This window comes from Pseudomonas sp. D47 (genome assembly GCF_045447305.1).
GTDB lineage: Bacteria > Pseudomonadota > Gammaproteobacteria > Pseudomonadales > Pseudomonadaceae > Aquipseudomonas.
This window is the reverse complement of sequence record NZ_JBJGXU010000001.1, coordinates 428346-440451: the sequence shown is the minus strand read 5'-3', so window position 1 is coordinate 440451 and position 12106 is coordinate 428346. Positions and strand designations below refer to the sequence as shown.

General features: G+C 59.9%; 13 protein-coding genes and 1 pseudogene. 6 read left to right on the top strand and 8 right to left on the bottom strand.

The annotated features are described in order from the left end of the window. Positions 1 to 10 precede the first annotated feature (10 nt). On the bottom strand, positions 11 to 874 hold the full coding sequence (locus tag ACI77I_RS02065) for a YicC/YloC family endoribonuclease (RefSeq protein WP_406996864.1): 864 nt from the start codon (positions 872 to 874) through the stop codon (positions 11 to 13). A gap of 217 nt (positions 875 to 1091) precedes the next feature. Here ACI77I_RS02065 and rph point away from each other — a divergent pair, with 217 nt between their 5' ends. Both rph and ACI77I_RS02055 read left to right on the top strand, forming a co-directional pair. Beyond that, positions 1092 to 1814: a ribonuclease PH gene (gene rph / locus ACI77I_RS02060; protein ID WP_094948706.1), complete on the top strand. Its 723-nt coding sequence runs from the start codon at positions 1092 to 1094 to the stop codon at positions 1812 to 1814. Positions 1815 to 1836: 22 nt separating this feature from the next. Further along, on the top strand, positions 1837 to 2205 hold the full coding sequence (locus ACI77I_RS02055) for a DUF4870 domain-containing protein (protein ID WP_094948707.1): 369 nt from the start codon (positions 1837 to 1839) through the stop codon (positions 2203 to 2205). A gap of 58 nt (positions 2206 to 2263) precedes the next feature. Here ACI77I_RS02055 and ACI77I_RS02050 read toward each other — a convergent pair whose 3' ends face one another. Further along, positions 2264 to 3043 carry an exodeoxyribonuclease III gene (locus ACI77I_RS02050; protein WP_003195493.1) on the bottom strand — a complete coding sequence of 260 codons (780 nt, stop codon included), beginning with the start codon at positions 3041 to 3043 and terminating at the stop codon, positions 2264 to 2266. 82 nt (positions 3044 to 3125) lie between these two features. Between ACI77I_RS02050 and pyrE the strand changes: the two genes are divergently transcribed. Beyond that, positions 3126 to 3770, top strand: coding sequence for an orotate phosphoribosyltransferase (pyrE, locus tag ACI77I_RS02045; RefSeq protein WP_063033848.1), 645 nt, complete (start codon positions 3126 to 3128; stop codon positions 3768 to 3770). A gap of 186 nt (positions 3771 to 3956) precedes the next feature. Here the strand turns inward: pyrE and argB are convergent, their stop codons facing one another. The 4 genes and pseudogenes from argB to coaBC form a co-directional block, all read right to left on the bottom strand. Next, entirely contained in the window at positions 3957 to 4862 is a 906-nt protein-coding gene (argB, locus tag ACI77I_RS02040; RefSeq protein WP_015886532.1) for an acetylglutamate kinase, read from the bottom strand. A gap of 19 nt (positions 4863 to 4881) precedes the next feature. After that, positions 4882 to 6279, bottom strand: a pseudogene (locus ACI77I_RS02035) (phosphomannomutase/phosphoglucomutase); the annotation flags it as partial. A 264-nt stretch (positions 6280 to 6543) separates the two neighbouring features. Further along, complete coding sequence (dut, locus tag ACI77I_RS02030) at positions 6544 to 6999, bottom strand: dUTP diphosphatase (protein ID WP_016975923.1); 456 nt, start codon at positions 6997 to 6999, stop codon at positions 6544 to 6546. Between the two features lie 5 nt (positions 7000 to 7004). After that, complete coding sequence (coaBC, locus tag ACI77I_RS02025) at positions 7005 to 8213, bottom strand: bifunctional phosphopantothenoylcysteine decarboxylase/phosphopantothenate--cysteine ligase CoaBC (protein WP_048723622.1); 1209 nt, start codon at positions 8211 to 8213, stop codon at positions 7005 to 7007. Positions 8214 to 8356: 143 nt separating this feature from the next. Between coaBC and radC the strand changes: the two genes are divergently transcribed. Further along, complete coding sequence (gene radC, locus ACI77I_RS02020) at positions 8357 to 9031, top strand: DNA repair protein RadC (protein ID WP_094948710.1); 675 nt, start codon at positions 8357 to 8359, stop codon at positions 9029 to 9031. Between the two features lie 30 nt (positions 9032 to 9061). Here the strand turns inward: radC and ACI77I_RS02015 are convergent, their stop codons facing one another. Further along, positions 9062 to 10654 (bottom strand): ABC transporter substrate-binding protein, encoded by a 1593-nt coding sequence (locus tag ACI77I_RS02015; RefSeq protein ID WP_242153482.1) that lies wholly within the window; start codon positions 10652 to 10654, stop codon positions 9062 to 9064. 458 nt (positions 10655 to 11112) lie between these two features. Here ACI77I_RS02015 and rpmB point away from each other — a divergent pair, with 458 nt between their 5' ends. Both rpmB and rpmG read left to right on the top strand, forming a co-directional pair. Further along, positions 11113 to 11346, top strand: a complete 234-nt coding sequence (gene rpmB / locus ACI77I_RS02010) for a 50S ribosomal protein L28 (protein WP_003176907.1) — start codon at positions 11113 to 11115, stop codon at positions 11344 to 11346. An 11-nt stretch (positions 11347 to 11357) separates the two neighbouring features. Beyond that, positions 11358 to 11513 carry a 50S ribosomal protein L33 gene (rpmG, locus tag ACI77I_RS02005; protein ID WP_003176906.1) on the top strand — a complete coding sequence of 52 codons (156 nt, stop codon included), beginning with the start codon at positions 11358 to 11360 and terminating at the stop codon, positions 11511 to 11513. Positions 11514 to 11619: 106 nt separating this feature from the next. Here the strand turns inward: rpmG and ACI77I_RS02000 are convergent, their stop codons facing one another. Then, positions 11620 to 11982, bottom strand: coding sequence for a cupin domain-containing protein (locus ACI77I_RS02000; protein WP_094948712.1), 363 nt, complete (start codon positions 11980 to 11982; stop codon positions 11620 to 11622). Positions 11983 to 12106: the final 124 nt, after the last annotated feature.

Below are 12106 nucleotides of genomic sequence, written 5' to 3'. Positions count from 1 at the left end.
GGAAGTTGCCTTACTCAATATTCTGTACTTGTTCGCGCATCTGCTCGATCAACACTTTGAGGTTGACCGCAGCTGTCGTGCTGCGCGGATCAAACGCCTTGGAGCCCAGTGTATTGGCTTCGCGGTTGAGTTCCTGCATCAGGAAGTCCAGGCGCCGACCGGCGGCACCGGCGGACTTGAGCACGCGGCGCACTTCGAGGATGTGGGTGCTCAGGCGGTCGAGCTCTTCGGCCACGTCACTCTTCTGCGCCAGCAGGACCATTTCCTGCTCCAGGCGCGTCGGGTCGAGGTCGGCCTTCATGTCGGTGAAGCGGTCCAGGACCTTCTGGCGCTGGGTGGCGAGCATCTGCGGCACCAGCTCGCGTAGGGTGACCACGTCATCTTCAATCGAGGTCAGGCGCTCGTTGATCAGGCGCGCCAGTTCGGCGCCTTCACGTTCGCGGCCGGCCTTGAGCTCCTTCAAACCCTGGGTGAACAGGGCGAGGGCTTCGGCGTTGAGGGCTTGCGGGTCGGTGGCGTCGGCTACCAGTACGCCGGGCCAGGCCAGCACTTCCAGCGGGTTCAGCGCGGCGGGCTGCTTGATCAGGCCGGCGATGGTTTCTGCGGCGGCGACCAATTGCGCAGCGCGGTCGCGGTCGACCTGCAGCGGTTTGCCGGTGGTTTCTTCGGTAAAGCGCAGGGTGCATTCCAGCTTGCCACGGGAGATACCCTGGCGCAGCGCTTCACGTACCGCACCTTCGAGGTCACGGAAAGATTCCGGCAGGCGCAGGTGCGGCTCCAGGTAACGGCTGTTGACCGAGCGCAGTTCCCAGCTCAGGGTGCCTTGGACGCCGGCTTTTTCGACGCGGGCGAAGGCGGTCATGCTGTGCACCATGGAGGTACCTCGCGATGCAGTCCCGAAAATACGGGCTGGTGGGTAAATTGAAGCCGACAGGCTGCGAAGGCGCAGGATTGTAGCGCAGTGAGGCGGACGCGCCCAAACAATGGGCGCCAGGCCAGCCATTCGTAACCGGATTTTTTAGAAGTGCCCCGAAACGGTTCGCGGCTCTATAATGCTCAGCAGTTTTTCGTCCTCCGTACAGGTATCCCCTATGAAACGTCCAAGTGGTCGCGCTGCCGATCAGCTCCGCTCGATCCGCATCACCCGCAACTACACCAAACACGCCGAGGGATCTGTACTGGTCGAGTTTGGCGATACCAAGGTGATCTGCACCGTCAGCGTCGAAAACGGCGTGCCGCGTTTCCTCAAGGGCCAGGGCCAGGGTTGGTTGACCGCCGAGTACGGCATGCTGCCACGCGCCACCGGCGAACGTAACCAGCGTGAAGCCAGCCGCGGCAAGCAAGGCGGCCGCACCCTGGAAATCCAGCGTCTGATCGGTCGCTCCCTGCGCGCAGCCCTGGACATGTCCAAGCTGGGCGACGTGACCCTGTACGTCGATTGCGACGTTATCCAGGCTGACGGCGGCACCCGCACTGCCTCCATCACCGGCGCCATGGTGGCCCTGGCTGACGCACTGAAGGTGATCAAGAAGCGTGGCGGCCTGAAAGCCGGCGACCCGCTCAAGCAGATGATCGCCGCCGTGTCGGTTGGCATGTACCAAGGCGAGCCTGTGCTGGACCTGGACTACCTGGAAGACTCGGCCGCCGAGACCGACCTGAACGTGGTGATGACCAGCACCGGTGGTTTCATCGAAGTGCAGGGCACCGCCGAAGGCGCGCCATTCCAGCCGGCCGACCTGAATGCCATGCTGGCCCTGGCCCAGAAAGGTATGACCGAAATCTTCGAACTGCAGAACGCCGCGCTGGCTGACTGAGCCGGCCTCAAGGAGAAACGCCATGAATGACAGTCAACTTCCCGTGCCCACGCCTTCCTACGAAGTGCGTCAGGGAGCAATGTTGTGTCACCTCGCGGCGTTTCTGGGGTTTGTGTTCCCCTTCGGCAGTGTCGTAGGGCCGCTGATCCTGTGGCAGATGAAGAAAGAAGTGGACCCGTTCATTGATGATCAGGGCAAGGAAGCCTTGAACTTCCAGATCACCGTAGCCATTGCCTGGCTGGTTTGCATCGTGTTGGCCTTCGCGGTTATCGGCTTTTTCCTGATGACTGCCTTGGCGATTGCGACCGTGGTGCTGACCATCATCGGTTCGATCAAGGCCAACAAGGGGATCGCCTATCGCTATCCCTTTACCTGGCGGCTGGTCAAATAATGAGCACCCACAAAAAAACCGACAGCGATGTCGGTTTTTTTGTGCCTGGAAAAAGACCTTAGATGGTCAGTGTCCAGTCGTAGTCCACGATCAGCGGCGCATGCTGCGAGAACCGTGGCTGACGCGGCAGGCGTGCGCTGCGAACAAAGCGGCGCAGGCCAGGTGTCAGCAGCTGATAGTCGAAACGCCAGCCCAGGTTGAGCATCTCAGCCTGTTCGTTATCCGGCCACCAGCTGTACTGGTCGCCTTCGCGGCTGACTTCGCGCAGGGCATCGACATAACCCATGTTGCCGACAATCTCGTCCATCCAGGCACGTTCCGGCGCCAGGAAGCCCGGGGATTGCTGGCTGTCGCGCCAGTTCTTGATATCCAGCTTTTGTTGCGCCACGTACAGCGAGCCACAGTAAATGTACTCGCGACGTTTGCGTCGCTGTTTATCCAGATAACGGGCGAAATCGTCCATTAGCTTGAACTTCTGGTTCAAGTCTTCATCGCCGTTCTGCCCCGAAGGGAGCAGCAAGGTTGCGATGCTGACCTTGTCGAAATCGGCTTGCAGGTAGCGCCCGTAGCGGTCGGCTGTCTCGAAGCCGAGGCCGCTGATGACCGCCTTGGGTTGCAACCGCGAGTACAAAGCCACGCCACCTTGGGTGGGCACTTCGGCATCGCAGGCATAAAGGAAGTAGCCATCCAGTTGGAAGGCTGGGTCGTCCAGTTCAAAGGCGGAGGCGCGGGTGTCCTGCAGGCAGATGACGTCGGCATTCTGTGCTTGCAGCCAACTGAGCAAACCACGCTCGACTGCAGCCTGAATACCATTGACGTTCACACTGATGATCCGCATAAATGGCCCCAAAAATCGCGTGCGTGTATGATACACGCCGTCTACCTAATTAGCTAAATCCGTGGTATCTGAGGCTTTTTTCATGCAGGCGTATCAACGCGATTTCATTCGTTTTGCCATCGATCGCGGCGTTTTACGCTTCGGTGAGTTCACTTTGAAGTCCGGGCGCACCAGCCCTTACTTCTTCAATGCAGGCTTGTTCAACTCGGGTTCGGCCCTGGCTCAGCTGGGTCGTTTCTACGCGGCAGCCATCGTTGAAAGCGGTATTTCCTTCGACGTACTGTTCGGCCCAGCCTACAAGGGCATCCCTCTGGCGGCCGCGACTGCCGTGGCGTTGGCGGAACATCATGGGCTGGATTTGCCGTGGTGCTTCAACCGCAAAGAGGCCAAGGCTCATGGCGAAGGCGGCAGCCTGGTCGGGGCTCCACTCAAAGGCGACGTGCTGATCATCGACGACGTGATCACGGCCGGCACCGCCATCCGTGAAGTGATGCAGATCATCGCTTCCCAGGACGGTGCCAAGGCTGCCGGTGTGTTGATCGCACTGAACCGCCAGGAGCGCGGCAATGGCGAATTGTCGGCGATCCAGGAAGTGGAGCGTGATTTTGGCATTCCGGTAGTGAGCATTGTGTCGTTGAACCAGGTGCTGCAGTTCCTGGAAGACGATCCGCAGCTCAAGCAGCATTTGCCGGCGGTCAAGGCATACCGCGAGCAGTTCGGCGTCTGACACCGAAACCCATCCGGCACGCGGACCCGTGTGGGAGCTGGCTTGCCTGCGATAGCATCACCTTGGTACAACTGATTTACCGAGGTGCAGGCATCGCAGGCAAGCCAGCTCCCACATTTGGATCGAGTGCCAACAAAAAAGGCCCCGCTCAATTTGATTGAGCGGGGCCTTTTTATTTTCTGCCGATTAAGGACGCTTGCGGTTGCTGATCAGCGTGCCCACACCGGTATCGGTGAAGATTTCCAGCAGGATTGCATTTGGCACGCGGCCATCCAGAATCAGCGAGCTACCCACGCCGCCTTGCACTGCTTCCAGTGCGCAACGGATCTTCGGCAGCATGCCGCCGTAGATGGTGCCGTCGGCGATCAACTCGTCCACTTGCTGGGTAGTCAGGCCGGTCAGCACCTTGCCTTCCTTGTCCATCAAGCCGGCGATGTTGGTCAGCAGCATCAGCTTTTCAGCTTTCAGCGCCTCAGCCACCTTACCGGCTACCAGATCGGCGTTGATGTTGTAAGACTCACCATTGGCACCCACGCCGATTGGCGCGATCACTGGGATGAAGTCGCCTTTGACCAGCAGGTTCAGCAGGTCGGTGTTGATGCCGATCACTTCGCCTACCTGGCCGATGTCGATGATTTCCGGCTGGGTCATCTCCGGCGTCTGACGGGTAACGGTCAGTTTTTTTGCGCGGATCAACTCCGCGTCCTTGCCGGTCAGGCCGATGGCGCTGCCGCCATGACGGTTGATCAGGTTGACGATGTCTTTGTTGACCTGGCCGCCGAGGACCATCTCCACCACGTCCATGGTCTGCGCGTCAGTGACGCGCATGCCATCGATGAAGTGACTCTCGATCGACAAGCGCTTGAGCAGGTCGCCGATTTGCGGGCCACCACCGTGCACCACCACCGGGTTGATCCCGACGGCTTTCATCAACACGATGTCGCGGGCAAAGCCGGTTTTCAGCTCGTCGCTTTCCATGGCATTGCCGCCGTACTTGATCACCAGCGTCTTGCCGACGTAGCGTCGAATGTAAGGCAACGCTTCGGACAGGACCTTGGCAGTATTGGCAGCGGCTTCGCGTTCGAGGGTCATTCAGGGCTCCGGTAAAAAATCAGAACGGTAATTGGAGATCAGGGGCAACACGTTTCAACTGGGCGTGGAACACGTCCTTGATGCGCTGCAACTCAGCCTCGGTATCCGCCTCGAAACGCAGGACCAGCACCGGTGTGGTGTTGGACGCGCGAACCAGGCCCCAGCCTTTGGCGTAATCGACTCGCACACCATCAATGGTGGTCAGGTTGGCGCCTTCACCCCATTGCGCATCGTGCAGTGCGTCAATGATGCTGAATTTGCTCTCCTCGGTCACATGGATATTGATCTCTGGCGTAGAAATATCATTCGGAAAGGTCTGAAACAGCTCCTGCGCCGTAGATTTTTCCTTGCTGAGGATCTCCAGCAGACGGGCGGCGCTGTAAATGCCGTCGTCAAACCCGAACCAGCGCTCTTTGAAGAACACGTGGCCGCTCATTTCACCGGCCAACAGCGCGCCGGTTTCCTTCATTTTCTTTTTGATCAACGAGTGGCCAGTCTTCCACATGAGTGGGCGACCGCCGTATTCCTTGATCAGCGGGGTGAGGCGGCGGGTGCATTTCACGTCGAAGATGATTTCGGCGTTGGGGTTGCGGGCCACCACGTCGCGGGCAAACAGCATCAGCAGGCGGTCGGCGAACACGTTCTCGCCGGTGTTGGTCACCACGCCGACGCGGTCGCCATCACCGTCGAAGGCCAGGCCTACATCGGCGCCGGTTTCCTTGACCTTGGCGATCAGGTCCACCAGGTTTTCAGGCTTGCCCGGGTCCGGGTGGTGGTTAGGGAAGTTGCCGTCGACGTCGCAGAACAACGGGACCACTTCGCAGTTCAGGGCTTCGAGCAGTTGCGGGGCGATCACGCCGGCCGCGCCATTGCCGCAGTCCACTACCACTTTCAGGCGACGCGCGAGTTTGACGTCGCTGGTGATTTCGTCGGAGTAGCGCTGAAGAATGTCGACCTTGGTGATACTGCCGGTGCCGCTGGTCAGATCGTTGGTCTTCAGGCGGTCGTGCAACGCCTGGATTTGCTCGTTGGCGAGGGTGTCACCGGCGATGACGATCTTGAAGCCGTTGTAGTCCGACGGGTTATGGCTGCCGGTGAGCATGACACCGGACTTGCCGGCCAGTACGTTAGCTGCGTAGTACAGCGCAGGCGTCGGCACCAGGCCGACGTCGCTGACGTGGCAGCCGCTGTCGGCCAGGCCCTGGATCAATTGTTCTACCAGCTCCGGGCCGGACAAGCGGCCATCACGGCCAACCGAGACGTTAGGCTCGCCCTGGGCCAGGCTCTGGGAGCCGATGGCGCGGCCGATCCAGTAAGCGGTTTCGGCGGTCAGGGTCTTGGGCACCACGCCACGAATGTCGTAGGCGCGAAAGATGCTGTCGGGGAATGTCGGGGCTACTCGGGCTGCGGTACTCATCGCGAGGTGAAACTCCATCTGAAGGGGGCAAAGCTGGCCTGAATGTGGCTGACCGGCGGGCTCAAACTGAAGGGTATGACGACTTTTTTGGCAGAGAGTTCGTGGTGCAAAAATGCCATCGGCGCTCGCGCTTCATGCTTTATTCCACGTAATGCATTGATTCTAATGGGGAAATATTGCTCATTAGGTCCGCGCATTCTTCGTCCTGAAAAGCCTTGCGGTGGCGTCGGGCCGGACAAGGGTGCCCGGCCTGTTTCAGCTTAGTCAGTGACTGCCGGAATGCCCAAAACCGCCTGCGCCGCGCTGGGTCTCGTCGAACTCCTGAACCAGCTCGAAGTGCGCCTGCACCACCGGCACCAGTACCAGCTGGGCGATGCGTTCGCCGACAGCAATGTTGAAGGCGGTTTGGCCACGGTTCCAGCACGATACCATCAGCTCGCCCTGGTAATCGGAGTCGATCAGGCCAACGAGGTTGCCCAGCACGATACCGTGTTTGTGGCCCAGGCCGGAGCGCGGCAGGATCAGTGCCGCCAAGCCCGGGTCGCCCACATAGATCGACAGGCCGGTGGGAATCAGAATGGTCTGGCCCGGCTCGAGGACCGTGTCTTCCTTGAGCATGGCGCGCAGGTCCAGCCCGGCGGAGCCTGGGGTGGCGTAGGCCGGCAGTGGGAATTCGTTGCCGATGCGGGGGTCGAGAATCTTGGCTTGCAAAGCGTGCATGTAAATTAAACCTGGTTCAGCCGTTGGGCGATAAATGAGATCAGTTGGCGGGCAATCTTGCCCTTGCTGGTCTGGGCGAAAACGGTGGCGTGCAACTCGCGGTCGATCACGCTGATGGCATTTTCCTCACTGTTGAAGCCGATGCTCGGGTTGGCGACATCATTGGCAACGATCAGGTCGAGGTTTTTATCTTTCAATTTGCGTGCGGCGTAGTCCAGCAGATGTTCGGTTTCGGCGGCAAAGCCGACGCTGAACGGGCGGTCTGGACGCGTGGCGATAGTTGCCAGAATGTCCGGGTTGCGCACCATTTGCAGGAGCAGGCCGTCGCCACTTGTAGGGTCTTTCTTAAGCTTTTGCGGGGCGACGACTTCCGGGCGGTAGTCCGCGACCGCTGCCGACGCGATAAACAGATCGCAGGGAATCGCTGCCTCACAGGCCGCCAGCATGTCTCGGGCGCTGACTACGTCGATGCGCGTGACCCGATCAGGCGTCGGCAAATGCACCGGACCGGTGATCAAGGTGACGCGCGCGCCTGCCTCGACCGCCGCTTCCGCCAAGGCAAAGCCCATTTTTCCTGAGCTATGGTTGGTGATGTAGCGCACCGGGTCGATGTTTTCCTGGGTCGGGCCGGCAGTGATCAGCACGTGCTTGCCGGTCAGGGCCAGGTGCTGGAAGCACTCGGCGGCGCACAGCGCCAGGTCGGTGGCTTCGAGCATGCGGCCCATGCCGACATCGCCGCAGGCCTGGCTGCCGGACGCGGGGCCGAACACTTTGAGGCCTCGGCTTTGCAGGAGTTGGGTGTTCGCCTGGGTGGCCGGGTCGCGCCACATGGCCTGGTTCATGGCCGGGGCAATGGCGACGGTGGCGTCGGTTGCCAGAACCAAAGTGGTCAGCAGGTCATCGGCGATGCCTTGGGCGAGGCGGGCGATCAGGTCGGCGGTTGCCGGGGCGATGAGTACCAGGTCGGCCCATTTGGCCAGCTCGATATGGCCCATCGCGGCTTCTGCCGCCGGGTCCAGCAGGTCGAGGTGAACCGGGTGGCCGGACAGGGCTTGCATGGTCAGCGGGGTGATGAATTCACTGCCACCGCGGGTCATGACCACGCGCACTTCGGCGCCTTGGTCCAGGAGCCTGCGAACCAGCTCTGCGCTCTTGTAGGCGGCAATGCCGCCGCCGACGCCGAGAACGATGCGTTTCCGATACAGACGCTGCATTGGTTTGCCTTTCCAGTTCAGTGATGCCAGTTCAGTGACGCCTGCGATGCCCCCTCCCCAGGGGAAATCGCACGCAAAAAAGAGGGCTTAAGATAACACAGCGTCCGCGAGGCAACAGCGGCGCACACGCACACGGAGGTGGGATGAGTATTCGCGATTGGCCTGTGGCGGAACGTCCACGGGAGAAACTTTTGGAATGGGGCGCGGCAAGCCTGTCGGATGCCGAGCTGTTGGCGATCTTCCTGCGTACCGGGGTTTCCGGCAAAAGCGCGGTCGACTTGGCACGCCATTTGTTGGCGCAATTCGGTGGCCTTCGCCCATTGTTGGAGGCCAGCCAGACGCTGTTCAGCAGACATTTGGGGCTGGGGCCGGCGAAATTTGCTCAGTTGCAGGCCGTGCTGGAAATGTCCCGGCGCCATATGGCCGAAAGCCTGCGCAAGGAGTCGGTGCTGGAAAGCCCCTTGGCCGTGCGCGATTACCTCAAGGCGTTGTTGCGTCATGAGCCCCACGAGATCTTCGGCTGCCTGTTTCTCGACTCAAAGCACCGGGTGCTGGGCTTCGAGGCGTTGTTCCAGGGCACCATTGATGCTGCCGTGGTTTATCCCCGGCAAGTGGTCAAGCGCGCACTTGAGTACAACGCGGCAGCATTGATCCTGTGCCACAACCATCCTTCGGGGAGCGTCGAGCCGAGTGCGGCTGATCGAAAATTGACCAAGTTGCTGCAAAAGGCCTTGGAAGTCGTGGATGTGCGGGTGCTGGATCACATCATCGTGGGCGATGGCGACCCGCTGTCAATGGCGGAATACGGGTGGCTGTAGCCCCGCCCCCCATTGGGGCGGGGCGGGTGCTTAAGGCTTGATGCTGACCTTGGAGTAATCCTGGCGCCCGAACGGGCTTACCTGATAGCCCTCGACATTCTTGCGGGCCAGGGCGAACGCGGTCGGGTGCGCCAGCGGCAGCCACAAGGCCTGCTGCTGGATCTGCGCCTGAGCCTGTTGGTACAGCTTGCTACGCACGCCTTGCTCGCTGGTGGTCTTGCCGGCGCTGATCAGTTTGTCCAGCGCGGGGTCGCAGTAGCGCGCGAAGTTGGTACCGGATTTTACTGCCGCGCAGGAGAACTGTGGGGTGAGGAAGTTATCCGGGTCACCGTTGTCGCCGGCCCAGCCCATGAACAGCAGGTCATGCTCACCGGCCTTGGCGCGGCGAATCAGTTCGCCCCACTCGATCACGCGAATCTCGGCCTGGATGCCGATCTTGGCCAGGTCTGCCTGCAACAGCTGTGCACCGAGGTTGGGGTTGGGGTTCAGCAGGCTGCCGGTTGGGCGGGTCCAGAGGGTGGTTTTGAAGCCGTCCTTGAGCCCGGCGCGGTCTAGCAGCGTCTTGGCCTTGGCGATGTCGTGTGGATAACCCGGCAAGTCCTTGGCATAGCTCCAGGTATTGGGTGGGTAAATGCCATTGGCCGCTTCGGCGGTGCCTTCAAACACGGCTTTGAGGTAGCTGTTCTTGTCGAACGCCAGGTTGATTGCCTGGCGCACTTCGGGCTTGTCCAGTGGTGGGTGCTGGCTGTTGATGGCCACGAAGGCAGTCATGAAGGCGGCGGTTTTTTCCACCTTCAATGCCGGGTCTTTCTCGGCTTCGCCTACGTCTAAAGGCTTAGGCGATAGGGCGATCTGGCATTCGTCACGGTGCAGTTTCTGCAGCCGCACGTTGGCATCCGGGGTAATGGCAAAGATTAAGTTATCCACAGCCGGTTTGCCGGCGAAGTACTCCGGGTTGGCTTTGTAGCGAACCACCGCATCTTTCTGAAAGCGTACGAACACAAATGGACCGGTGCCGATCGGCTGGCTATTGAGCTTTTCAGGCCTGCCGGCCTTGAGCAGCTTGTCGGCGTATTCGGCCGGGTAGATCGAAGCAAAGCCCATGCTCAGGGCGGCGAGGAAGGTCGAATCGGCGTGATCGAGAGTGAAGCGCACGGTCAGCGGGTCGAGGGCGTCGATTTTCTTGACCAGTGTCGGCAATTGCAGCGACTGCGCATGCGGGAAACCGCTCTGGGCGATCTTGTGCCACGGGTTGGCCGGGTCGAGCATGCGTTCAAAGCTGAAACGCACGTCTTCGGCGGTCAGGCTGCGGCTTGGGGTGAAGTATTCGGTGCGGTGGAATTTCACGCCTGGGTGCAGCTTGAACGTGTATGTCAGGCCATCCGGCGAGACTTCCCAGCTGTCCGCGAGGCTCGGCACCAGCTTGCCGTGGGTGGCGTCGTAGTCCACCAGGCGGTTCATCAGTACGTCGGCCGAGGCATTGGTGGTGGTCAGCGAGTTGTATTGCACCACATCGAACCCTTCGGGGCTGGCCTCGGTGCAAACGCTCAAACTGGTAGCCGCCAGGGCCGTCGGCGCGATAAATAGAGGGGCTAGCAATAGCGGTAGGGCTGCGAGGCGCATATTTGGTTTCCTTTGCAGATCGAAGGCCCATCTGCGAGTGCAGTCTGGAAAAAGCCTACCGTAGTGGTCTGATTGATAAATGACTAGCCCATTTTTGCCTGTGCTTTTGGCCCAAATGCTGTTTTGATGGCGCCTCAGCGCGTTTCGCCGTGCACTTCACCGTGCGTGCGGGCGCTGTAAATCATTCTGTGCGACGAGCGGTCGGCTTTCACTGCGGCCCCTCCTGGCAACGGTTCAGGCGTCTGTCGCCGAGATTTACGCCGGTAAAAACACACGGGCTGTTGTTGCATTGGGGTCTTTCTGGTATAAAGCAGCGCTCTTTTCTAGGGGCCCGGTTCCTTCACTGTAGGTGTAGCCGGTAAGACCCTTAAAGAAACGCGGCGCCTGGCGCCAAATGACTGAGAGATTAAGCGGCCAACCCATGCCGGGTTGGGCATGTGGTTTTAGAGGGCTGAGGCATGTCGAGAGTCTGTCAAGTTACCGGTAAGGGTCCGGTGACTGGGAATAACATTTCCCACGCAAATAACAAAACCCGTCGTCGTTTCCTGCCGAACCTGCAGCATCACCGCTTCTGGGTTGAAGAAGAGAAACGTTTTGTTCGCCTGCGTGTATCTGCCAAAGGCATGCGTATCATCGACAAGCGTGGCATCACTGTCGTGCTGGCCGAAATCCGCGCCGCTGGCAAGATCTAAGGAGCTCTATCATGCGTGAATTGATTCGAATGATCTCTAGCGCCGGTACTGGTCACTTCTACACTACCGACAAGAACAAGCGTACTACCCCGGACAAGCTCGAAAAGAAAATGTTCGACCCGCGCGTTCGCAAGCACGTGATCTACAAAGAAGGCAAAATCAAGTAATTGATTTTCTTCCTTGTGAAAAAAAGCCCGCATCTCACGATGCGGGCTTTTTTTTGCCTGCGCGTTCCCACGCACTGCGTGGGAACGCCGCCTGTGACGCTCCGCGTCAGGCTTTCTGTTCGAACACCACGTAGATCTTGCGGCACGGCTCCAGCACTTCCCAGGTGCCGCTGAACCCGGCGGGGATCACGAAGCGGTCGCCGGCACGCAAGGTCTTGGCGTTGCCATCGGCATCGCGCAGTACCGATACGCCCTGCACGATCTCGCAGTACTCATGCTCGGTGTAATTGACCTTCCACTGCCCGACTTCGCCTTCCCAAACCCCGGCACTCATCTGGCCGCACGGGCTGTTGTAGTGGTTGTAGAGCGTTTGCTCGGGGTCGCCCTTGAGGATTTTTTCGGCGGCAGGCCGGTAGCGTTCGGGGGCGGTGTTGGCTTGGTTGAAGTCGACGATGTCCTGGATGCTCATGTGCGTGTCCCGTCTGGCCTGCGGTTGGAGAGCCCAAAGTCTATGTTTATTAAAATGAACATCGCAAGGGTGTTTACCGCCGTTGTGTCAAATATATTGAAACACCCCCAGCCGCTGGTTTAGG

What these genes read in the sequence shown, in the direction of transcription:
- radC (WP_094948710.1), top strand. Translation starts at nt 8,357, where the DNA reads ATGAGTATTCGCGATTGGCCTGTGGCGGAACGTCCACGGGAGAAACTT.
- ACI77I_RS02055 (WP_094948707.1), top strand. Translation starts at nt 1,837, where the DNA reads ATGAATGACAGTCAACTTCCCGTGCCCACGCCTTCCTACGAAGTGCGT.
- argB (WP_015886532.1), bottom strand. Translation starts at nt 4,862, where the DNA reads ATGACCCTCGAACGCGAAGCCGCTGCCAATACTGCCAAGGTCCTGTCC.
- ACI77I_RS02065 (WP_406996864.1), bottom strand. Translation starts at nt 874, where the DNA reads ATGGTGCACAGCATGACCGCCTTCGCCCGCGTCGAAAAAGCCGGCGTC.
- rph (WP_094948706.1), top strand. Translation starts at nt 1,092, where the DNA reads ATGAAACGTCCAAGTGGTCGCGCTGCCGATCAGCTCCGCTCGATCCGC.
- ACI77I_RS02015 (WP_242153482.1), bottom strand. Translation starts at nt 10,654, where the DNA reads ATGCGCCTCGCAGCCCTACCGCTATTGCTAGCCCCTCTATTTATCGCG.
- dut (WP_016975923.1), bottom strand. Translation starts at nt 6,999, where the DNA reads ATGCACGCTTTGCAAGCCAAGATTCTCGACCCCCGCATCGGCAACGAA.
- rpmB (WP_003176907.1), top strand. Translation starts at nt 11,113, where the DNA reads ATGTCGAGAGTCTGTCAAGTTACCGGTAAGGGTCCGGTGACTGGGAAT.
- rpmG (WP_003176906.1), top strand. Translation starts at nt 11,358, where the DNA reads ATGCGTGAATTGATTCGAATGATCTCTAGCGCCGGTACTGGTCACTTC.
- ACI77I_RS02050 (WP_003195493.1), bottom strand. Translation starts at nt 3,043, where the DNA reads ATGCGGATCATCAGTGTGAACGTCAATGGTATTCAGGCTGCAGTCGAG.
- coaBC (WP_048723622.1), bottom strand. Translation starts at nt 8,213, where the DNA reads ATGCAGCGTCTGTATCGGAAACGCATCGTTCTCGGCGTCGGCGGCGGC.
- pyrE (WP_063033848.1), top strand. Translation starts at nt 3,126, where the DNA reads ATGCAGGCGTATCAACGCGATTTCATTCGTTTTGCCATCGATCGCGGC.
- ACI77I_RS02000 (WP_094948712.1), bottom strand. Translation starts at nt 11,982, where the DNA reads ATGAGCATCCAGGACATCGTCGACTTCAACCAAGCCAACACCGCCCCC.